Source organism: Pseudomonas japonica (genome assembly GCF_900188455.1).
GTDB lineage: Bacteria > Pseudomonadota > Gammaproteobacteria > Pseudomonadales > Pseudomonadaceae > Aquipseudomonas > Aquipseudomonas japonica.
In genome coordinates this window covers 15,904-38,899 of record NZ_FZOL01000035.1, presented here as the reverse complement: position 1 = coordinate 38,899, position 22,996 = coordinate 15,904, and the positions used below count along the sequence as shown (strand labels likewise).

The window sequence follows — 22,996 nt, the reverse complement described above, 5'->3', positions numbered from 1 at the left end:
CGTACCCAACAGCCTCCCCGCGATGCATCGCCGCAAGACAAAGGCTGGCAACTCAGCTCTCACAGGCCATGGCACGTTGCAACCGATGTGGGAGCGGATTCATCCGCGATGCGCCGCGCGGGCGGCGCTCGATCTGGAGGGCACTGCAGGACTCAAGACAGGCACCTGGCGGCCTTGATGCGGTTCCCCGGCAAGCCTTCAAAGATGTGTACATACCCATGCTCAACGCGGGCGTTGCCCGCGATGAGGTCGTCGAAGCCCGGGAAAATGCTACTGTTGCCCACCCATGGCCCAGGCGGAGCCCGACCTTGCAACACCTCCAACCCCACTGGCACGGCACCCTCTGGCTGGCCCCCGATCATTGCCTGATCGCCGGCCAGGCCGGGCACACCGGCAGCCACGCCCACTATCCCCACCAGGTGCTGATTGCCCGGTCCGGGGAGGTAGAAGCCCTTGTCGACGGCAAGGCCGAACGCGGCCCGGTGCTGCTGATCGAGTCGGGCCGGGAACATGCCATTCTCACTGCCGAGCAGTCCCTGCTCAGCCTGTACGCCGAGCCGCTGGCCTTCGAACTGCCCCTGCTGCGCAAGGTGTGCGAAGGCGTCGGCGCGGATGTCGAGGGCCTGGTCGCCGCCTTGTCCCGGCTGCCGCGCCGCACGCTGCAACCCCGGTTGGCCAAGGCCGTGCAGCGCATTCGCGAGCTGGATGCCGACGCCTTGCCCGCCGCCGAGCTCGCCAGTGCAGCCGCCTTGTCCCTCAGCCAGCTGGAGCGCCTGTTCAGTGGCGAACTGGGCGTCTCCGTGCGCCGCCTGGTGCTGTGGCAGCGTTTGCGCCTGGCCCTGCAACTGGCGCTGTCCGGCCACAGCCTGACCAGCGCCGCCGCCACGGCGGGGTTCGCCGATTCCGCCCATCTGTCCCGAACCATCCGCCGGCACTTCGGCATCCGCGGCGACCACACCTTGCGTCACCTACAACTGCGCGTGATCGGCTAGCGCATCGCGCAACCCGGGTGGCAGCACTGCCGGTGGATGGCTGGCCTGGGGCCCGACGAAGGGTTGCAGCAACTGCTCGGTGTACGCCACCGGGTAGTCGGGGCAATCGCCGATGCCGAGGTCATCGTCGGCCAGCTCGTACCCGGGCAGGTACAGCGCCGTGCCCAGCAGCCGGTCCCAGCCACTGAAGAACAGGGCGAAGTTGACGTCGCCATTGCTGCCGTACTTCAGGTGATGCAGGCGATGCACCGGCGCCCAGGCGAAGACATGGCGCAGCGCACCCAGGCGCATATCGACGTTGCTGTGCTGCAGCAGCAGTTGGATGGCGATGGCGAAGGCCAGCAGCGCCGTGGTCTCCTGTGGCAGCCCGCAGAGCAGCAGGGGCAGGGTGCCGCCAAGGGCTTCGAGCAACTGGTGCAGGGGATGTTTCATCAGACCGTTGAAGCCGTACATGCGGGTGACACTGTGGTGTACCGCGTGCAGGCGCCACAGCAGCGCCGAACGATGGCTGGCGTAGTGCACCAGGGTGATGCCGAGGTCGGCGATGGGGATGGCCAGCAGCAGTTGCCAGGCCAGCGGCCAGTGGCTCGGCCAGATACCCAGGTTCGGCAGGAAAGGCGCGATCAGGGGAATGGCGGATACGCTGAGGATGTTCAGGGATTCGTTGACGCCGGCATGCAGGACGTCGCGGGTGGTGTCCTTTTGTGGCCGGTTCCAGAAGGGACGATAGGGCCACAGGCGCTCGCAGGTGGCGCTGACTGCGATCGCCGCCAGCAGAAGCGGCAACAGCCAGGCGAAGCCTGCGCCCAGGCTGGCCAGGATTGTTGCCGTGCCGATGAAGCCGAAGAAGAAGAGGGGACCGTACAGGCTGCGCATTTGGCTGCTCCATGAAAGTTGGAGCAGTGAGTGTCGGTTTTTCCTTGTCATGCACGCTTGAACGAACGGCGCATGAGGTGGACGCCGCTGGCTTTGTAGGAGCTGGCTTGCCTGCGAAGGACCGCGAAGCGGTCCCGGTTCCTGATCTACAGGCAGGCCAATGGTCCTCTCCCGGCTAGAAATTGGGAACCGGGACCGCTTTGCGGTCCTTCGCAGGCAAGCCAGCTCCTACGAGGCCAGTTAGAGCTGCACCCGACGCAGCCTGCCGGTCAGCGGCAGGACACCGCCCTCCGGCGTGGGCAACGGCCTTCCCGACAACCCCATGCCTTCGCTGACCAGCACCCCGCCAGGCACTGCACACAGGTTGGACGGTGTATCCAGCCCCCCGGCAAGCACCGTCACCTCGGCACTGTCCAGATCGCAGCGCAACAGCCGCCCGCTGAAGCGGGTAAACCCGCCATGCCGCGGCTCGCCGTTCCAGTCGGCGGTCAGGGGTTGCTGCAGGCTCTCGCAGAGTTCCAGCACCAGCACCCGCCCCTGTGGGTCAAGGGCCAGCCCGGTGGGCAACTGCAGCCCGGCGATCACGCACTCGATCTTCCCGCTGCCCGGCCAGACCCGGATCACCTGGCCGGCCTTGTCGGCAAAATCCACGCCCTTGCGGCTCGGGTCACCCCGCAGCTCACCGGAGAACAGGCTGATCAGCACTGCATCCGTCGCCGATTCATAGACCAGGGTAACGGGCACCGCTTCCTGGCCCTGCTCCAGATCCGGCAGTTCCACCAGCACCTGCTCCCCCTGGCCGGGGCGCAATTCCACCAACTGGTTGGTATCGGGTTTGACCGCCAGCCAGCTGCGGCGGGTCGGGTGGTAGCACAGGGCATTGAGGTTGCCCTGGCTGTGGCACACCGGTTCCGGCGGGCTGTATTGCAGGTCAAGAAGTTTGGAACCTTCGACGTAATCGGTCTGGCTGACCAGGCAGCGCCCGTCGCCGAAGGCGATATCCGATAGCCCCATGATTTCGTCCCGCAGCATGCGGGCCTGCATGTTCATGGAGCGGAAACCCTGTGCCACGGTCTCCCGTGGCAGGTAGGCGCCCGGCCTGGCCGGATCGGCTCGCAAGCGGCTGATCCGGCCACTGAACGGCTCGCCCGCCTGGCCCGAGCCGGCTTCGGCGACCAGCAGGCTGCCGTCGTCCCGCAGGTGGACGCCGCGAGGATTGAGCAGGCCTTCGGCGATGAGGGTGGAGGGGCGCAGGTCCTCGCGGGGCTGCGCCGGGATGGTAATGGGCATGAGTCTCTCTCCGTGGACAAATGCCGGGTGACCGCGAGGTCACCCGGCGCATCTGTGTCAGATGCTCGCGTAGTCGCTCATGCTGAGCGGTTGCGGCGGGTAGTTGCGCTTCACCAGCTTCTGCGCCCAGAGCTCGAGGATCGCCCGGCGGCTTTGCGGCAGGTCGCGGGTGATCGGCATCGCCAGGGTGCTTTCCTCCTGGTACGGCTTGCTGATCAGGACGATGAACTGGTCGATGGCACCCTCAATCCGCGGCAGCGAGTTGAGCGGCATGTATTTGTCCATGATCGGGTAGAGGTAATAGAAGGGCTCCAGGATGCGCGGATAGATGAAGGTCTCCCAGATCAGCGCGCCGCAATCGGGGTCGTGATAGATGGCGTTCCAGGCGTCGACGAAGTCCTGCTGCATCTGCGGCTCCTGGGGCAGGACGCGGATCGGCGCGAGGAAGTCGGTATAGGCCTGCTGGAACTTGAAGCTGAACGGCGTCTCGGCCGACGGCGTACCGTCCTGCAGGAAGAAGCGCAGGGTCGGGAAGCCGGCCGCCCGTGCCGTGATATTCAGATGGGCGATGCCGTTGGCGTCGGTCTGGACCTGCGTGTAGCTGTATTGCACCGAGCTGGTCTGGGTCGCGCCGTCCTGCTGCCACTCGATGGTCTTTTCCTCCACGACCGGATCGTCGAACGACAGGCACGGGCTGAGGGCCACCGCGCCGGGGGTCGTCAGGTAGTCCTGGTAGCTCACCGGCTGCCCGGCATCGCTGGTGACAGCGGCGCGCACCGCGACCAGCTGGCGGCCGCTGCCGTCGTTGATCTGCTGGCTGATCGCCGGCATCTCGACGAAGTTCGGCAGCACGGCGCTGTTGTTCCCGCGATCCGCCGGGTAGTCGTTGAACAGGGTGAAGTCGGCCGGGTTGCTGAAGGCCAGGTAGTAGTCGGAGGTGCCTACCAGGTAGGGGTTGTTGTATTCCGCCACCGACAACACCGTGCCCGCCGGCGCCGGCAGGCCGTCGTACTGCACCATGATCTGCAGGGTGCGGGTGTCGCCCACGTCGATGAAACTGCCGCTCTCGACCACTTCGGCGGTCCACATCTGCTGGGTGGCGGCGGTCAGCGGCGTGGTGCCTTGCAGTTGCAGTTCCAGCGCTCCGCTTTGCAGCAGTTTCTGCGCATCGGTGCTGAGGGGCAGGTCGAGGATGCCGGCGCGTTTGACGAACTCGGACTGCTTGTAGTCATCGAAGCCGAAGCTGGCCACCGAGGTGAAGTTCGCACCCTGGCGCACACCGATCTGGTAGCTGCCGGCATCGAATTTCTCGGCGTCCGGCACGTCGGCATTCCTGTCGAGCGGGTAGAAGGGGAAGCCGTTGAGCAGGTCCAGGGACAAGGTGTTGTCGTGGGCCTGGACCGAGATGACCCCCAGCGTCTGCGACGCGTCGCCTGCGCCGGGGCGCTTGAGTGGCACGCTCCGGGTCGGGAACAGGCGGCGGCCGGCCGGCGCCGTCGGGTACTCGTCGGCGAACCACAGGCCCAGGGTGCCGACGGTGCGGCTGTAGGCCGGGTTGAAGAAGATGCTGCCGACGTTGTCCAGGCCCTTCTGGTACATGTCCTGCACCTGGGCCATGTCCAGTGGCGCGGTGGAGTGGGTATTGATCGGCGGATAGTTGTTGAAGATGCCGTTCTTGTCGTAGCAGGTCAGGTACGAGGAGAAGCGCAGCATCAGGCCCTGGGCGCCCTGCTGGTCGATCTGCTGCTGCAGGTTCTGCAGCAGGGCCGAGCCGCCGAGTGCCCAGGTCAGGTTCTCTTTCGGGAAGCAGGTCTGCCAGGTGGTGGTCACGTAGAACAGGCCGCCCAGCGCGCCCCAGTTGAAGTTGAGGAAGCGGTCGAGCATGCGGTACTGCCGCTTGGCCGTCAGGCCGCACTGGTCGTTGCCCAGCACCAGCCTGTCGAAGTACAGCGCGGTAAAGGTGTTCTGCCAGGGGCTGACGTCGACGAAGCGCGCCGGGGTCGGCGCGCTGCTGCCAAAGGGGTTGCCGAACAGGTTGAAGCCCTGGTTGATCAGCGGATCCTGGCTGACGTAGCCACCGCCCGGGAGTTCGCCGCCGCTGATGACCGACTGGATGTTGTTGTAGCTCACGGTGCCGCAGGCGTTGTCGCCGAACAGGTCCCACTCGCCGGGAATCAGCGTGGGCGGGCTGTTGGAGACATTGCCCGGCACCTGGGTGACGTAGTCGGGTGCTTCGTGCAGCACCCGCGGCGTGATCAGCCACGGCATCAGGTAGGTGTCGGCATTCTCCGGGGTGATGTTGTAGTACTTCAGGAACGGCCAGTTCAGCTCCATCTTCACCGCGTCGTAGAGCGGGTAGGTGTCGTTGTTGTTGCCGGTCGGCGGGTTCCAGTACATGTGGCCGTCGAGGTAGATGCGGGGGAAGTTCAATACGCTCATGTCGTTCTCCTTAACGTTGCCACTGGGCGCGTTTCAACGACCAGACGAAGTCCAGCCGGTTGTAGCCGGCAAACTCCGATGCCGGCACCAGGGACGTCGGGTAGACGATCCCGTCCTGTTGTTTCAGGGCGAAGTTGAAGTAGCCCTTGTCTTTCGAATACGCGGCCGTGTCGTGACAGGCGAAACACGAGGACTGGCTCTGGAAGGCCGATTCGAGCTGCGAGTTGGCGAGCAGGGTGGGGGTGGTCTGAATCTGCGTGCCGATCAGTTCGTACTGCGATAGGTTCTCGTAGCTGCCCTGGTACGCGCTGTTGACCGGTTGCGCCGCGGCCGTCGGCCCGGTGCTGTTGGTCATCGGGGTGGGTGGAATCGCGTTGGTCACGGTGTACTTGTGGTTGTTGACGTTCTCGAAGGTGGTCCAGACCCAGCCCGGATTCAGCTTGTTGATGACATGCAGGGCACTGAGCGCGGCATAGCCGACCTGATAGTCGTTGCCATCCTGATACCAGGCCTGGGCGATGTAGTAGCCATCCTTCTGCAGTTGCGCCTGGTAGGTCGGGTCGTCGCCGATCCACAGCCATCCGGATTTCAGTTCCCAGGCCGTGGGCGGGAACGACAGATCGCCGGTCAGGGCGGCCTGGCCGTTCATGTTGTAGACCTGCTGCTGGACGATGTAGTCGAAGGTGTCTTCGCTCATCAGCAACTGGAAACGCACCGGTTTGCCGCGTTCCTGCTCCGGCACCGCGCCGCCCATCTCCAGGATCAGTCCGTCGACCTGCTGCACGGCGTTGAGGTTGTGGAACACCCGGCTCAGGTTCATGTTCTGCTGCTGTGCCTTGTCCAGCACCGCCTGCGGAGGCGCCACGCTGGCGCTGTACGGCCCGGGTGCGGCGCCATTTTTCAGGTAGACCTGATCCGAGGGTTTCAGGGTTTCCCAGACCAGGTTGGGGCTGCCCGCGACCGGCTGGTTCAGACAGGCGAACCATTTCCAGCTCATGCTTTCCGGGTTCTGGGCGAAATCTGCCCGGGTCTTGTTCAGGTCTCCACCGAATTGCAGGAAGGTTTCGCAAAAGGGGTCGGCAGTCCCAGCCTGGGCCAGTCCGGCCAATGTACTGAGAACGGTTATAGAGATGGCTCGCCGCATGTAAGCTCCTTGGCATTGGCCAGGTCGGTGTAGGACTGCCCCAGGAAGTGCGCCAGGAGCAGTTGTTTGACCTCTGCCGCCGCAAGGCGCGGGGGCAACGGCAGGTCGCAATCGGTGATGAGCAACGGGCCGGCCTGCTCGCTGGCCGGCGCACGGCCATGGCTGCCGCGGACCAGTGCGGTGTCCAGCGGGATCAGGTCCATGTAGTAGCGAAAGCCGAGTTTTTTCTGCAGCAGGCGGCGCGCGACCTTCAATCCGGGGAAACGGATCGCCGGGTCGATGAACAGCTCCAGCGGGTCGTAGCCCGGCTTGCGGTGGATGTCCACGGTGCGGGCGAAGTCGGGGGCCTTGCGGTCGTCGAACCAGTAGTAGTAATCGAACCAGTGACCCGGCGCCGCCACGGCCACCAGCTCGCCGCTGCGCGGATGGTCCAGCTGGAAGGCGCGCTGTTCGTTCCTGTCGAGGACCTGCTCGATGCCGGGCTGCCCCTGCAGCAGCGCCTTGACCCGGGGAATGTCCTCGGCCCGCTTCACGTAGACATGGGCGATCTGGTGGTCGACCACGGCGAAGGCGGCACTGGCCCCCGGATCGAGCAACTCCCAGCTCAGTGACTGACGCACCTGCAACAGGCCTTCGGCGCGCAGCAGGCGATTGATCGACACCGAACGCTCGACGGCTTCTATACCGTATTCGGACAGTAGCACCACCGCCGCCCCCTGTTCCCGGGCAAAGCTCAGCAGGCGCCCGACTTCATGGTCGATGGCCCGCACTTCGTCGACGATCGACGGATGCTCGGGGCCGACGCGCTGCAGGCTGTAGTCCAGGTGGGGCAGGTAGACCAACTGCAGGTCGGGGCGGTTCAGCTGGAATTCGAGCAGGGCGCAATCGACGATCCAGCGGCTCGACGCGATGCCGGCCGCCGGCCCCCAGAATCCGGGGAACGGAAACGCGCCGATCCGCGCCTCGATCCGTTCGTGCAGGCCCGGCGGCGACGAATACAGGCCGAACAGCTTGCGCCCGTCGGCCGGGTAGTGCGGACGCGGGGTGATGGAGGCGTCCACGTCGGCGTACATGTTGTACCACCAGAACAGCTGACTGCAGCGGAACCCGGGCAGCTCGCGCTGCAGCGTATGCCAGACCTTCTCGCCCTGGATCAGCGCATTGGGCTGCAGCCAGAAGCGCACCTCGCCCTGGTCGCGAAAGTACCAGCCATTGCCGACGATGCCATGCCCGGAGGGCGGCAGGCCGGTGAGGATCGAGGCCTGTACCGTGGAGGTCACGGCGGGGAACGAGGGCTGAAGGCTGGCCATTTTCGCTGTTTTCAGCAGCGTGTTGATGTGTGGGGTCGATGCTCCCAGCAATGATGGGGTCAGGCCGACCACGTTGATCAGCAGCAGCGGCTGGCGGGGGCGATCAGCAGACATCGGCAGGTACCTCCGGTGCGTGTTCCCGCAGCAGGTGTCTTACGCGCAGTTGCGCTTCGACCCAGTCCAGTTCGGCAGCGATGCCCTGCAACAGGGCCTGCTCGTCGGCAGGGCGCAGTTGCGCGGGGAGAACGCTCCAGCTGTAGGTTTCCACTTCCAGCACGGGGCGGAAGTCTTCGTGCTCGGCCAGATAGTCGAAGGTCTGCATCAAGGCCACCTGGCTGCCACTGAGTTCAGGCAGCAGCAGATGGTCGCTGAACAGCGGCACATGGAAATGAATCCGCAACTCGGGGTAGCGGCCCGGATGTTGCGCGCAAGCGTCGAGGGCGGCCGGCAGGTCCGGCCACTGGCCGTCGCGGGCCTTGACCTGATGCAGGTAGGTGGCTTCGGAAAAGCTGGCCAGCACCTCGAGTACCTCGGCGCGACGGCTTTCGTCGGCGCCGGGCACGCGACAGATCAGGGCGTTGGACAGCTGGATCTTGCCGATCGGCACCCCTGTCTGACGCAGCCGGGCCAGCGACTGGTAGCAGTCCTCGAACATCACCGCCTGGTGGCAGACGTCGAAGCACAGCGCCAGGTAGCCATGGTTCGTATCGCTGCCCTGCCAGTGCTGGAAGAAGGCGATGGCCTGATCGGTGTTCTGCAGCACGCAGTCCGGTTCCATTTCCAGGCAGAACACGATCTTCCTGCCGGTCTCCCGGTGCAGGCTGGCCAGCGCGGCCGTGAGCTGGCGCAGCTGGTCCTCGGCGTGCTGCTGCAGCAGCGGGCTCCAGCCAGCGGCATAGCCCAGGGGCACGCTGGAAATCACCCCTTGCGGGCAGTCGGGCGGCAAGGCCTCGGCCAGGATTCTCGCCAGGTCCAGGCTGTAGGCCAGGCGCTCGGGCATGCTCCAGTCGGGCAGGTAGACCTCGGCCTTCACCGCGCCCTCATGGAAGCGGCCATAGGGGAAACCATTCAACGAAGTCAGGCGCAGCCCGGTGTCGTGCAGCAGGTCGAGGAACTGCGCCCGGGCCGCCGGCTGTTGCAGTTCGAGCGCGGCACGGGCGCAGATCCACAGGCCGCTGTCCTGCCGCTCCAGCCCGCGCAGCCGGCGTACCCCCTGGAAGTGCCGTTCGATGGAGGAACGCAGCCCGGCCAGGTCATGGGCCGGGTGCACATTGCTGCAGTAGCCGAGCTGCGCGGCCTTCATTTGACCACCGGATCCTGGCCACGCAGGGCGGAGTTTTCCTGCCATTGCTTGCGCTGGTCGATGGGCAGCGGCTTGCTGACATCGTTCTTGTCCAACTGACCGCTCTGGGCAAAGAAGTCCACCGGGTTATGGAACAGCACTTGCTCCACCTGGGCCTCGGTAAAGCCGGCGGCGAGCATGGCCTGGCCGGTCTTCGGCACCTTCAGCGGGTCGCTGATGCCCCAGTCGGCGGCGCTGTTGACCACCATCTTCTCGGTGCCGTACTGCTTGAGCAGGGCGACCATGCGCTCCTCCGACATCTTGGTGTTGGGGTAGATGGAGTGGCCGCGCCAGCAGTCGCTGTCCAGCACCAGCGGCAGGGTCAGCTCGTTGAGGTGGTCGATGATCACCAGATGCTCGGGGATGCCGACTTCGCGGATCACCGCCAGGGTGCGCTTGGTGCCGCCGATCTTGTCGCGGTGCGGGGTATGCACCAGCACTGGCAGGTGGAACTGGCGGGCCAGCTCCAGCTGGGCGGCGAAGAAACGATCCTCCTCGGGGGTGATGTCGTCGTAGCCGATCTCGCCGACCGCCACCACGCCGTCCTTCACCAGGAAACGCGGCAGTGCCTCCAGGACTTCGTGGGCGAGCGAAAGGTTGTTGGCTTCCTTGGGGTTGATACCGAGGGTGCAGAAGTGATGGATGCCGAACATGCTGGCGCGGAAGCGCTCCCAGCCGAGCAGGGTGTCGAAGTAGTCGACGAAACTGCCGAGGCTGGTGCGTGCCTGGCCCTGCCAGAACGCCGGCTCGATGACCCCGGTGATGCCGGCGGCCGCCATGTTCTGGTAGTCGTCGGTGGTGCGGCTGACCATATGGATATGCGGATCGAAGTACTTGGGCATGGGTGCATCCTCTTCAAAGGCAGAGTGTGATGTGCATGGGATTTCGTTCAGGCGCTCGCCAGGTACTCGTGCCATTCCCGGGGCAGGCGTTGCTGCCGGTCCAGGCCCGCCAGGCGCTGGCGTTGCGCCGGGCTGAGCAGATCGAAGGCGATCAGCCGGGGCAGGCTGGGGGAGACCGTTCGGTCGGCGGCCAGTTGCTCGTCCAGCAGGTCGATGGCCAGCTGGTTGAGGGTGACGCCGTGGCGCTGTGCCAAGCCGATCACGCGGGCGCTGTCCAGCCCCATGCCCAGCGCTTTGAGCACCAGCTGGTGGAAGGCCCGTTCCGGGTAGTGGCGGGACGGGTAGGGCGTATCGAGGGCGAGGGCGGCGAAGACCTGGGGGTTGCTGGTGCGGCCGGCCAGCAACGCCAGCTCCAGGCACTGGCCGCGGCTGTCGAGCCAGTCGAGGGCCTTGAGCAGGACGATCTTTTCCTGGTCGTCACCCCACAGGAACAACTGGTTCAGCAGGGGCACCTGGTCGCCGCCGGCCTGCTGCCCGACGACCTCGGCCAGCAGCAGGGCGCGGGCCAGTTGCACGGTGCTCCAGCCGTCCGTGCCGGGCTGGTCACGCAGGTGGCGTCCGCACTGGCTGATCAACACGCTGGCCTTGATCGCCTCGGCTGTCCGGGCCAGCTGCTCCCGGGCCTGTTGCCACCACTGCAGCTCGTCCGGATCGAGTTGTCGGGTCAGGTCCTGATGCCGTTCAGCCAGGCATTCGTGGCGTAGTTCGAGCGAATCCATGCTCATGTCGGTTTGATCCAGCGCTGGAAGTGAGGGAGCAGGAAGAACACCAGGACGCAGAACAGGCTGCCCAGCGGCTGATCGGCCACGGCCATGACCAGGGCATCGAACAGCGGCAGCGCCGCCAGCCCCGCGCCGATGAAGGCGCGCACCTGGCGCTTTTGCGGATCGGCCAGGTGCAGCCGGTAGTGCCAGCCCAGCCAGCCGAGCCACAGTGCGAGCACCGGCCAGAACCACAGGGTGTCGGCATACAGCGCCAGGGCCAGCGGGCTGAGCATCAGCAGCACGGGCAGGCGGCTGATCAGCTGGTTGCGGTGTTCCTGGCGGGCGAGGTAGGTCAGCCCGCTGATATACACCCCGAGCAGGGCAGCGCAGAGCCAGATGGGGCCTGGCGGTATCGCCAGGCTGGCTGCCGCGGTGAGGTACAGCGCCGAGCGGCAGGCGCCCATCAGCCAGACGCTGTGGACGTGCTTCTTGTGCAGCAGGTTGTAGCCGAAGATGCAGCCCACCAGCAGGACCACACTCCCCAGCAGCCAGTGCGGCTGGTCGATCAGCTGGCTCAGGAGCAACGCCGAGGCCGCGGCCAGGGCGAGCAACAGCACGCTGGCAAGGCGCACCTGCTGCCGACTGACCAGACCCAGGGTAATGGGGCGGGGATTGTGGTGCTGTTCATCCCAGTCGGCATCCAGCAGGTCATTGAGCAACATGCCGGCCAGGTACAGCAGCGACAGGGTGACCAGCAGCAGGACCCAGACCAGCGACGACGGTGGCGTCAGGGCCCCGGCACTGCTGGCCAGGAGGGTGGCGGCCAGGGTGTTGGTCCATACCGTCGGCAGGTTGGAGATGCGGCCCAGGGTCATCCAGGTCTTGACCTGCGGCATCTGGCTCATGGCGTGCAGCCCTCGTTCAGGGCCAGTGCCGCGCTGCCGCGGGACGACAGCCGCAGCAGCGCCTGCTCCATCAGGCGGTCATCGATTTCATGCAGGTCGATGGAGCTGCCGATGCGGTTGAGCATGGGAATGGACAGCTGTCCGCCCAGGTGCTGGCGGAACTCCTCCAGCCCGAGCAGCACCAGGGAACGGCCTTGCGCGTCCTTCAAGCCCAGCTCCGGCGGGCACAGGTTGAAGCCGAGCCTGGCCAGCAGGTCCATGAGCCGTTCCGTCTCGGCATCGCTCAACAAGCCCAGGGCATTGGCATAGAGCCCGTCCAGGGCCATGCCCACCGCCACCGCCTCGCCGTGGCGCAGACGGTGCTGGCTGAGGTTTTCCAGCTTGTGCGCGGCCCAGTGGCCGTAGTCCAGCGGCCGGCCGTTGCCGCGCTCGAAGGGATCGCCGGCACCGGTGATATGCGCCAGGTGCAGTTCGGCGCAGCGGCGGATGGCATGGCGGCTGGCGGCATGATCGAAGCCGGCGAGCGCGTCGGCCTGCTGCTCCATCCACTGGAAGAAGGCCTCGTCCTTGATCAGGGCCACCTTGACCGCCTCGGCCAGTCCGGCGATCTGGTCGCGACGGCCCAGGCTGGTCAGCAGCTGGAAGTCGTTGATCACCGCGGTGGCGGGGTAGAAGGCGCCGAGCAGGTTCTTCTGGCCGAAGGCGTTGATGCCGTTCTTCACCCCGATCCCGGCATCGTTCTGCGCCAGTACCGTGCTCGGCAGGCGGATCAGGCGAATGCCGCGGTGGAAGGTGGCGCAGGCATAGCCCACCGAGTCCAGCAGGGCGCCGCCGCCCATGGCCAGGACATAGCAGTGGCGGTCCAGGCCATGGTCGAGCATGTCGCGGTAGAGCTGCTGCAACACGTCGGCGGTCTTGCTCAGCTCACCGGCCGGGACGGCTATGGGCGGCGCTTGCAGGTGCAGGTCGGTGGCATGGGCGGCGAACCAGCTCTGGATCTGCGCCGCCAGCTGTGGATTGCAGTGCAGCAGGTGTTCGTCGGCGAAGATCAGCACCGTCACCCGGCCGTGCCGCCCGGCGGTGAGTTGGCGGTGCAGGCAGGAATTGCCCGGGTCGAACAGGTGATCGGTGAACAGCACCGGATAGTCGTAGCTGACCTCGAAGCGGCCGCGCAGCGCTTGTTCCGGCGCCTGTCGCAGGCGCTTGAACAGGCTGTAGCCGGCGATGAACAGGCCTGGCAGGACCATGCTGGCGAGCAGCGTCACCAGCAGCGCGTTCTGCGCCACCAGATAGCTGCCGATGGCGCTGTAGGCCAGGGCCAGGCCAGCATTGGCCAGGGTGGTCACCACAAGGAAGGCGCGCAGCGGATAGCGCTGCATGCCCGCGGCCACCACCGAGGTTTCCGCCAGCACCGGCACGCCGCGCAGGCAGATCAGCGACAGGGTGCCCAGCGTGTAGGCCAGTTGTCCCGGCTTGCGCTGGTGCAGCCCGAGGCGCCCGGACAGCACGCGGAAATAGCCGGCGCCCAGGGCATAACCGAGCCAGGCGCCGAGGCACAGGCCGATGAAGATCACCAGGTAACCGCCGACACCGCCCAGGGCGGCCACGGCCAGCAGCGCCACCATGCTCGACGGGACGGGCAGTACCACGTCCAGCGCGAGCAAGGCGATCACCAGCAGCGCCAGGTTGAACTGTTGCGCAGGGGTTTGCGGAAGGTACAGGTCGAGCTGGGCGACGAGGTCCTGGATCTGTTGTTCGAACAGCAGGAAGCTGGCGATCACCAGGACGGAAAAGCAGATTACAGACACCCAGAAGTGTTCGGCAGGCCCTCGTTTCGAGAGCACACCACGCCATAGGCCGCGCATCATCAAGCATCCCTCTTGATATTTTTTGACTGATATCCGTTTCAGTTTCTACAGACTGATCGTTGTTCTTTTGAGGGAGTGAGGTGTCTTTTGATTGATAGTGTTTTGATGGCACCTCATCAGGTCACTCACAAAACTTAGACGCTTGCGGGGCTTTTGCAAGGTCGGGGGTCGGGGATTTCACGAGGGCTGGAGGGGGGCAGCCGGTGTCGTTTGCCTGTGTCGCGAAGCCTGGTGTTCGAGGATGCCCTCGGGCCTCCGTTCCTCAATGAATACTCGACGCCAGCTCGAAGATCGGGATGTACATCAGGATCACGATCACCCCGATCAGCAGCCCGATGAAGGTCATCAGCAGCGGCTCGAACAGGCGCACGAACCATTCGATCCAGCGGCTGATCTCTTCGTCGTAGAAGTCCGCGCTGCGCTCCATCATCTGCCCGAGGTTGCCGGACTGTTCGCCCGCCCTGAGCAGGCGCAGGGACACCGGTGTCACCAGTTGATTGCGCTCCAGCGCCGCCGACAGCGATTGGCCCTCGCGCACCCGTTCGCAGGCCTGGTCCAGGCGCAGGCGGGAGGCGCCGCCAAGCAGGCCGCGGACCATGCCCATGGCGGTGACCAGCGGGATTCCACCCTGCAGGAGAATGCCCAGGGAACGATAGAAGCGCGCCAGTTCGTACATGACCAGGCGTTGGTGGACCGCCGGCAGTTTTTCCACCAGCCGCCCGATTGCGCGGCGAAACGCCGGGCGGCGCTGGAGCACGGCGAGGCCGCCGAGGCCGGCCACGAGCAGGGCGAACAGCTCGCCCTGGCGGGCATGCAGGAACATGCCGCCGTTCATCAGCATCCGCGACAGCCACGGCAGGTCGTTGCCCAGCCCTTCGAACACCAGGCTGAAGCGAGGGACGACATAACCCATCAGGAACAGCACCACGCCACTGCCGACGACCAGCAACAGCACCGGGTAGATCGAGGCGCTGACGATCTTCTGCCGGACCTCGTCCATGCGTTGCCGATAGCTGACATAGCGCCCCAGCGCCTCGCCCACCGCACCGGTCTTTTCGCTGGACTGCACCAGGGCGATGTAGAGCGGCGGGAATACCGGCGCAAGCTGGGCCAGGGCCTGGGAGAACGACTTGCCTTCGTACAGCAGGCGCACCAGCCCATCGAGGGTCTTGCGCGCCTGGGAGGCCTGTTCTTTCTCCGCGAGGCTTTCCAGCGCGTCGATCAGCGGCAGGCCGGCGTTGAGCAGGGTGGTCAGTTCCTGGCTGAACAGGACCAGGTTGAAGGTTTCCCGCGGGCGCGGGCGCAACGCGCGCCAGTGCCGCTCGGCGCGCAGGCTGAGGACGCGCAGGCCCTGGTCTTCGACGATACGCCGGGCTTCGCCATCGCCCGGAGCCTCGATGGTCAGCGAGACGACGCCGGCCTTGCCGACGGCCTTGAGATGGAAGCGCATGGGCCGGACTCCGCTTATTGCCAACTGGTGACTTCGGCGTTTTCGCCGTCGCCGCCGGGTTGACCGTCCTTGCCCATGGACAGCAGGTCGTACTCGCCGTGTTCGCCGGGCTGGCGGTAGAGGTAGTTGCGCCCCCACGGATCCTGGGGCAGTTGCTTCTGCAGGTAGGGGCCCGTCCAGCGGTTTTCGTCCGCGGGCGCCGTCACCAGCGCCTGCAGACCCTGTTCGGTCGAGGGGTAGTGGCCGACCTCCAGGCGATACAGGTCCAGCGCCTTGGCCAGTCCCTCGATCTGCGCCTTGGCCACTTTCGCTTCGGAGCGGCCCAGTTGGGCGAAGTACTTCGGCGCGACCAGGCCGGCCAGCAGCCCGAGCACCACCAGCACCACCAGCAGTTCGAGCAGGGTGAACCCGCGCTGGGCGCGCGGGGTATGACACGGATGCCGATTCATGATGACCTCACACAGTCGATAGCGGAGTCGCCGGCAGGGCTCATGCAAGCGCCGTGCTCAGGCTCCGCGATTGTCGCCATGGCCCGCGGCAGCCGGGCTTCGGCGCGGCGGCACGCTGCTTGCGTAAGGCAGGTTCACGACCGCCCAGTGGGGCATTACCCCCAATTTCCGGGGCTGGTCGGGGGAGGCGAAGATGAACCGCAAACTTGCTGCCGCACTGCTCGGCGGGCTGCTGCTGACGGGCGTCGGCCATGCCGATGTGTTCGTGTCGGTGGATGCCAACGGCAGCTACGTGCTGTCCAACGTCCACCGTCCCGGGCGTCATTACGAGCGGGTGATCCGCGACGCCGAGGTGGTGCGGGCCGGGCCCGCGGCGCAACCGCAGATGATCGCCGGCCAGCCCTATGCCGAGCTGGTACGCGCCGCGGCCGAGGCCAATCGCTTGCCGGAAGCCTTGCTTCACGCGGTGATCCGCCAGGAGTCGAACTACGACTCCGGTGCCACCTCGGCCAAGGGCGCGGGTGGGCTGATGCAACTGATGCCCGACACCGCGCGGGAAATGGGGGTGACCAACGTCTACGACCCCCAGGCCAACATCCAGGGCGGCGCCCGTTACCTCAAGCGCCTGATGACCCTGTTCGGCAACGACATCACCCTCGCCGTGGCCGCCTACAACGCCGGTCCCCAGGCTGTGCTCAGCCGTGGTGGAGTGGTGCCGCCGTTCGCCGAGACCCAGCGTTATGTGCCCAGTGTGCTGCGCCAGTATCGGCGCCTGCAGGGGCTGGCGGTGGATGCGCCGTTGTGAGGGGGTGGGTTCCCCGACTTTGGGGGGGGGAATCGCGTTATGGCTTTATGGTGCCTGTCTTGAGTCTTGCAGTGCCCTTGAGATCGAGCGCCGCCCGCGCGGCGCATCGCTTGTGCATGTCGATGTTTCTCTAGCGCCCTTGAGATCGAGCGCCGTCCGCACGGCGCTTCGCGAGCAAGCTCGCTCCCACAGTTTGTTGCAACGAACCTATGTCTGATAGACCGCCATTGACCGCTTTGTGCGTTCGACTCGATACCGAGTCGAACACAACAGCCTCCCCGCGATACATCGCCGAAAAAACAAAGGCTGACAACCCAAATCCCACAGGCCATGGCGCGTTGCAACAAACTGTGGGAGCGAGCTTGCTCGCGAAGCGCCGCGCGGGCGGCGCTCGATCTCAAGGGCGCTAGAAAAGCATCGACATGCACCGCGATGCGCCGCGCGGGCGGCGCTCGATCTTGAGAGCGCCGAAAGCCTCAAGACAGGCAACCACCAGCAACCACGCAAACTGGGGAAACGGGTGGGGAATCTCCCCCAACTTTTCCAGAACCTGATTCAACCATCTGAAACCAAACGAAATTATTCATGGCACACAGATTGCTCAAAAGGCTTTAGCGCGAATTCATTCCCCCATGAGCTCCAGCAGCGAGGCCCGTGATCATGACCGGCATTCCCCACGCTCATCGGTTGTTCCCCCTGATGTTCCTGATCGCCCCCTTGTTCGGCATCGAGACGGCGCAGGCCGCCGCCCGTTGCGAACGCAACCTGGTGGCGAACGTCGTGGCGCTGGACCAGCCGCTGATGTTCAACCGCCTCGGGGCGCAGAACGCCAACGGCATGCTGTTCGCCCTGCGGCGCGATGTGGTCGATGAGCATGACCGCCCGCTCACCCAGGGGGGCGCGGCGGTGCCGGGCAAGGTCTCGCTGCGTCCCGACAAGCGCCCGCGGCCCCTGGTGCTGCGGGTCGCCGCCGGCGACTGCCTGACCATCAACCTGCAGAACCTGCTGGCGTACCAGGCCAATCCCGGCAGCCACGACCATGACGACGAGGGCGAGGAAGGCGAGGAGGGCGAAGAGGGTTTCGGCGACGATGACTTCAAGGTCGACGAGCAGGTGACCGACCGCCATGTCGGCTTCCAGGTCAACGGCATGCAGGCGGTCAACAGCATCGACGACATCGCCAGCTACACCGGGCGCAACCCCAACACCCTGATCGCCCCCGGGGCCAGCCGCAGCTACACCCTGTACGCCGAGCGCGAAGGTGCCTTCGCCGCCAGCAGCCGGGGCGCGACCTTCGGCGGCGAAGGCGATGCCGGCAACGTCGCCAACGGGCTGTTCGCCACCGTGGTGGTCATGCCCAAGGGCGGGCGCAGCTATCGCAATACCGTGACCGAGGAAGAAATGCGCCTGGCGTCCAGCGCCCGCACCCCCGCCGGCCAGCCGATCATCGACTACCAGGCCCGCTACCCGCAGCGCGAGCCGTGGCTCGGCGAGGGCAAGGCCGGCACGCCGATCATCAACATGGTCGATGGCAATGAAATCATCTCCAGTGAAAGCGATGCCATCGTGATGGGCAGCAACGCCGACGGCAGCTTCCCGGCCTCGACCTACCCGCTGGAGTCCATAGGCAAGCGCAACCCGGCGCTGCCCAACCGGCTCGAACCGTTCCGCGACTTCGCCTCGCAGTTCCAGGATGAAACCGCTGCCACCCAGGCCTTTCCCGGCTACTGGGCAGACCCGGTGATGAGCCACGTGCTGGAGCCGACCCGCGACTCGTTCATGATCAACTACGGCTCGGGCGGCATGGGCGCCGAGGTGATCGCCAACCGCCTGGGCGTGGGCCCGATGCACGACTGCCTGTCCTGCGCCTACGAGGAGTTCTTCCTCAGTTCCCACACCGTCGGCGATGTGGCGATGCTGGTGGACGTACCGGCCAACGCCGGGCTGGAGAACATCCGCCCTGGCGAGGTGCCCCGCGCCGACCAGATCGGGGTCAAGGCGAGCATGGCGCTGTACCCGTCGGAGCCGTCGAACGTCAACCACAGCTACATCGGCGACTTCGTCAAGTTCCGCAATACCCACAACGGCCATGAGCAGCACATCTTCCACCTGCATGGTCACCAGTGGCTGTTCAACCCCAACGATGACAACTCCGACTACGTCGACGCCCAGGGCATAGGTCCGGGGGCCGGCTACACCTACGAGATCGCCAACGGCGGTTCGGGCAACCGCAACCGGGTGGCCGGCGACGCGATCTATCACTGCCATTTCTACCCGCACTTCGCCCAGGGCATGTGGTCCATGTGGCGGGTGCATGACGTGTTCGAGGAAGGCACCCGCCTGGAGGTTTCCCAGCAGGGCAGCGATGGCTATCACAGCGAGCCGTTCGCCCTGCGCAGCGGCAAGCCGGCCGCGGGCGCGCGGGCCTTGCCCGATGGTGAAATCGTCGCCGGCACGCCGATACCCGCCGTCGTGCCCCTGCCCGGCAAGGCCATGCCGCCGATGCCCGGCAAGGTGGCGGTGGTGCCCAAGGTGAGGGAAACCCTGCTCGCCGAAGACGACGATGATGATGACGAGGAGCATGACGACCACGATGGCGGGCATGACGGCGGCGTCCGGGCGATCGGCTCGCTGGCCCTGGTGGACCGCAGCGAAGCCAACCGCAACGCCGACGGCAGCCTGAAGAACCCGGGCTATCCGTTCTGGATCGGCGGCATGGAAACCTCGGTCGGCCAACGTCCGCCGACGCCGCCGCTGGACATGCTCGATGCCAGCACGGCGCAGGCGCTGAAAGCCAGTGGCAAGGCCTTGTGGGCCAACCTCGACCCGGCCCAGTCCGGTGGTTGGGACGGTGGCCTGGGCCGGCATTCGCTGGACGGCTTCTCCGCCGGTGGCGAGGCGCACACCGTGACCACGTCCCTGGACTTCTCCAAGGAAGTGACCCGGGCCAAACCGCTGTATCTGCCGGAGGAGGGCACCGAGGTCGAACAGGCCGCCATGGCGTTCCACGCGAAAAAGGATCACCCCAGCTTTGCCCTGCTGCCCGGCAGCCAGATCGTCGCGCGCAACTTCCGCACCAATGGCGCCTTGCCGATCGCCGGCGCGCCGTATTACGAGCCGTGCATGGACGATCGGCAGAAACGCCTGACCAGCAGCGCCGGCAGCGGCGAGTTCAACAGCGGCGAACGCCTCGACGGGCTGTCCTTCACTGGCTCGTCCACCTTCACCGCTGACCGTCCGCGCCTGTACAAGGCGGCGAACATCCAGTTCGACGCGGTCTACAACAAGGTCGGCTACCACTTCCCGCAGGCGCGCATCCTGGCCCTGTGGGAGGACGCCTGGCCGGTGATCACCAAGCAGCGTCCGCCGGAGCCGCTGGTGATGCGGATGAACACCTTCGACTGCGTGCAGTACCAGCAGACCAACCTGGTGCCGGCCACCTACGAGATGGACGACTACCAGGTGCGCACGCCGACCGATGTGATCGGCCAGCACATCCACCTGCCGAAGTGGGACCTGACCGCCGCCGACGGCTCGGCCAACGGCTGGAACTACGAAGACGGCGTGCTTTCGCCCGGTGCGGTGCAGGAACGCATCCATGCCATCCGCGCCTTCAACCAGTGCGCCGAGGCGGACCCGCGGGACGGCACGCCAGCCTGCCCGAAAGCCCGCAGTCACCCGTATTTCGGCCAGTTCGGCCGGGCCGACTGGGTCGGGGCGCGGACGGCCATGCAGCGCTGGTTCGTCGATCCGGTGGTGAACGTCAGGGGCATCGACCGCGGCCTGGGCACCATCTTCACCCACGACCACCTCGGCCCATCGACCCACCAGCAGATCGGCCTGTATGCCACGGTGCTGGCCGAACCGGCCGGTTCCACCTGGTTCCACGCCGAAACCGGCGAGCCGCTGTACAGCGGCGCGCGCCAGGACGGCGGGCCGACCTCGTGGCAAGCCGTGGTGTCCACCGGCGACCTGGATGGCGACGGCAAGAACGACAGCTTCCGCGAGTTCTTCCTCGAATACAGCGACTTCCAGCACGCCTATGAAGCCGGCGTGTACGTCGGCGCCGGGCCCGACGGGCGGCCCAACCCGCAATCCTTCCCGGCAACCGCGGACAGCTTCCGCTACGCCATCAACCCGCCGGTGCGCAACAACGCCAGCAACCTGCTCGAAGGCATCGTCGAAGTGCAGGGCGGCGAGGTCCCGGGCTGTCCGAGCCGGCCGTGCCCGCAGGCCATCTCGGTGGATGATCCGGGCATGTTCGTGATCAATTACCGCAACGAGCCGCTGGCCCTGCGGGTGTACGACCCGAACAAGGTCGGCCCCGACGGCAAGCGCGGCATGCAGGCGGACGGCCTCGGCGGCGACCTCGCCTATGCCCTGCAAAGCCGCACCGACCGTGCCATCCCGGCGATGAACCTGGCGCCGAACCTGGTCACCTCCGCGGTCGGCCCCACCGGCGGCACCACCCTGTTCCCACCGCATATCAACCGTGGCGGCGCCGAGCCGGGCGATCCCTTCACCCCCATGCTGCGCACCTACACCGGGGACAACGTGAGGTTGCGGGTGCACGCCGGCGGCCATGAGGAGGAGCACAACGTGACCTTGCACGGGGTCAAGTGGCTGCAGAGCGGCTCCGGCTTCGGCAACAGCTCCAACTCCGGCTGGCGGGCCTCGCAGATGATCGGGATTTCCGAGCAGATGGGCTTCATCGCGCCGGTTTCGATGCTGTCCAGTTCGGCCGCCACCACCGGTGACTACCTGTACTCGATGGACGCATCGCTGGAAGGCTACTGGAGCGGCATCTGGGGCGTCATGCGCAACTACACGGCGCAGCGTGCGGACCTGTTCGCCTTGCCGAACAATCCCAAGCCGGCCGGCATGCGCAACACCGTGGCCTTCGACGGCACCTGCCCGCGGATCGGCGCCAACCCCAACGGCATCGGCACCCGGCCGACGGTACAGCGCAACTACGAAGTGGTCGCGGCACTGGCCAACGACATCCTGGGCAACCCGCTGGGGCTGACCCTCGGCGATCCGGCCGGCCTCGGCCAGCATGTGGGCGGGCCGCTGAACCCGGCGGGCGGGACCCTGGTGTTCAACTCGCGGCCGGTGAGCATCCCGCAGGTCACGGTGACCGATCCGGAGGACGGCGTGACCATGACCATCGGCGGGCAGAGCGGCCCGCTGCATGACCCGACCGCGATCCTCTACGTGCGCAAGGCGGATCTCGACCCGGTCAGCGGCAAGCTCAAGCCCGGCGTGCCGGTGGAACCGCTGGTGCTGCGCGCCGCCGCCGGCGACTGCATCAACGTCACCCTGGAAAACCGCCTGCCGAGCGTCATGCCCGACCTGACCCAGACCGCGGTGATGCAAGGCGTGGTCAAGCGCGATCGCAACGGCAGCGACGGCTCGACCACCTTCAGCAACAACCTGATCCGGCCGTCCAGCCATGTTGGCCTGCACGCGCAGTTGCTGGCGTACGACATCACCAAGTCCGACGGGGTCAACGTCGGCGCCAACCCGCTGCAGACCGTCCCGCCACGGGTCGGCAACAGCGGTGCCTGGCCGAGCCGTACCTACCAGTTCTACGCCGGGCACCTGGAACGCGAAGGCAAGCCGGTCACCCAGCTCGGCCGCAGCGTGGACAACATCAATGCCACGGCCGTGGAGTTCGGCGGGCTCAACCTCACCCCGGCGGACGTGATCAAACAGCCGCAGAAAGGCCTGGGCGGCGCCATGAGCATCCTGCCGCTGGGCGCGACCTGGGTCGATGACACCCGCAAGGTCAACGCCACGGTCAGCGCGCCGGGGCAGACCAGCTACCGCGACTTCGCGATGGTCTGGCAGAAAGCCCTGAACCTGCGCTGGGCCAACGGGCGTCCGGTGGAAGGCATCGCGGCCGAAGGGCTGGGGGTACCGACCGATCCGCAGGACAACTCCAGCATGGCCATCAACTACCGGAGCGAGCCGCTGTGGTATCGCTTCGGCCTGGCCCCGGATGCGCCGTTCGGTCATGCCGATGGCGCGGGCTACGGCGACGTGCCCAACGCCCATATGGCCTACAGCAATGCCCTGGTGGGGGGCGATCCGCAGACGCCGGTGCTGTACGTCAAACCGGGGCAACCGTTCCGCACCCACATCCTGATGCCCACGGGCGGCAGTCGCGGCACCACCTTCCAGCTCGACGGACATGTCTGGTCGGCCAACCCGTTCCTGCCGGAGAAGAGCGACACCGGCGGTTACCCGATGGGTGCCCCCGGCGTGGGCTCGGTGCGCTTCGGCCTGAACCCGATGTCGATGTACATCGGCGCCCATGAAAGCGTGCTCCCGGCCGCGCACTTCAGCTTCATGCACCCGAGTGCGGGGGGCATCAATGCGATACCGGGCGACTACCTGTTCCGCGACTACGCGGCCTACGGCAACACCGCCGGCCTGTGGGGCCTGCTGCGGGTGACCAACGACCAGGAACCGGCCCCGGCGCCTTGATCGCCGGTGCAATCCGAGGGGGAGGAAGGAC

Annotated in this window: 15 protein-coding genes; 3 read left to right on the top strand and 12 right to left on the bottom strand. The window is 66.3% G+C overall.

Annotated elements, in window-relative coordinates:
- The first annotated feature begins 308 nt into the window (after positions 1-308).
- Positions 309-992, top strand: coding sequence for a helix-turn-helix domain-containing protein (locus CHB99_RS27845; RefSeq protein ID WP_042130107.1), 684 nt, complete (start codon positions 309-311; stop codon positions 990-992).
- Here the strand turns inward: CHB99_RS27845 and CHB99_RS27840 are convergent.
- The 12 genes from CHB99_RS27840 to gspG all read right to left on the bottom strand — a co-directional run bounded on the left by CHB99_RS27840 (position 969) and on the right by gspG (position 15,671).
- Entirely contained in the window at positions 969-1,868 is a 900-nt protein-coding gene (locus CHB99_RS27840) for a sterol desaturase family protein (RefSeq protein WP_042130105.1), read from the bottom strand. The genes CHB99_RS27845 and CHB99_RS27840 overlap by 24 nt on opposite strands.
- Before the next feature lie 240 nt (positions 1,869-2,108).
- Positions 2,109-3,158 carry a hypothetical protein gene (locus CHB99_RS27835; protein WP_042130103.1) on the bottom strand — a complete coding sequence of 350 codons (1,050 nt, stop codon included), beginning with the start codon at positions 3,156-3,158 and terminating at the stop codon, positions 2,109-2,111.
- Positions 3,159-3,215: 57 nt separating this feature from the next.
- Complete coding sequence (locus tag CHB99_RS27830; RefSeq protein WP_042130101.1) at positions 3,216-5,597, bottom strand: hypothetical protein; 2,382 nt, start codon at positions 5,595-5,597, stop codon at positions 3,216-3,218.
- Positions 5,598-5,607: 10 nt separating this feature from the next.
- On the bottom strand, positions 5,608-6,741 hold the full coding sequence (locus CHB99_RS27825) for a hypothetical protein (RefSeq protein ID WP_042130099.1): 1,134 nt from the start codon (positions 6,739-6,741) through the stop codon (positions 5,608-5,610).
- Positions 6,720-8,165 (bottom strand): alkaline phosphatase family protein, encoded by a 1,446-nt coding sequence (locus CHB99_RS27820; protein WP_042130097.1) that lies wholly within the window; start codon positions 8,163-8,165, stop codon positions 6,720-6,722. The genes CHB99_RS27825 and CHB99_RS27820 overlap by 22 nt, the downstream gene beginning before the upstream one ends.
- Entirely contained in the window at positions 8,155-9,354 is a 1,200-nt protein-coding gene (eboE, locus tag CHB99_RS27815) for a metabolite traffic protein EboE (protein ID WP_042130095.1), read from the bottom strand. Before eboE ends, CHB99_RS27820 begins: the two co-directional genes overlap by 11 nt.
- Complete coding sequence (locus CHB99_RS27810) at positions 9,351-10,235, bottom strand: TatD family hydrolase (RefSeq protein ID WP_042130093.1); 885 nt, start codon at positions 10,233-10,235, stop codon at positions 9,351-9,353. Before CHB99_RS27810 ends, eboE begins: the two co-directional genes overlap by 4 nt.
- 47 nt (positions 10,236-10,282) lie before the next feature.
- Entirely contained in the window at positions 10,283-11,020 is a 738-nt protein-coding gene (locus CHB99_RS27805) for an EboA domain-containing protein (protein ID WP_042130091.1), read from the bottom strand.
- Positions 11,017-11,904: a UbiA family prenyltransferase gene (locus CHB99_RS27800; protein WP_042130090.1), complete on the bottom strand. Its 888-nt coding sequence runs from the start codon at positions 11,902-11,904 to the stop codon at positions 11,017-11,019. The genes CHB99_RS27805 and CHB99_RS27800 overlap by 4 nt, the downstream gene beginning before the upstream one ends.
- A complete protein-coding gene (locus tag CHB99_RS27795; RefSeq protein WP_042130088.1) occupies positions 11,901-13,772 on the bottom strand; it encodes a 3-dehydroquinate synthase in 1,872 nt (623 codons plus the stop codon). Before CHB99_RS27795 ends, CHB99_RS27800 begins: the two co-directional genes overlap by 4 nt.
- Before the next feature lie 262 nt (positions 13,773-14,034).
- Entirely contained in the window at positions 14,035-15,222 is a 1,188-nt protein-coding gene (locus CHB99_RS27790) for a type II secretion system F family protein (RefSeq protein ID WP_042130085.1), read from the bottom strand.
- A gap of 14 nt (positions 15,223-15,236) precedes the next feature.
- Positions 15,237-15,671, bottom strand: a complete 435-nt coding sequence (gene gspG / locus CHB99_RS27785; RefSeq protein WP_042130084.1) for a type II secretion system major pseudopilin GspG — start codon at positions 15,669-15,671, stop codon at positions 15,237-15,239.
- Between the two features lie 193 nt (positions 15,672-15,864).
- Here gspG and CHB99_RS27780 point away from each other — a divergent pair, with 193 nt between their 5' ends.
- A complete protein-coding gene (locus CHB99_RS27780) occupies positions 15,865-16,476 on the top strand; it encodes a lytic transglycosylase domain-containing protein (RefSeq protein WP_042130082.1) in 612 nt (203 codons plus the stop codon).
- A 660-nt stretch (positions 16,477-17,136) separates the two neighbouring features.
- On the top strand, positions 17,137-22,965 hold the full coding sequence (gene mnxG / locus CHB99_RS27775) for a manganese-oxidizing multicopper oxidase MnxG (RefSeq protein WP_042129881.1): 5,829 nt from the start codon (positions 17,137-17,139) through the stop codon (positions 22,963-22,965).
- Positions 22,966-22,996 lie beyond the last annotated feature (31 nt).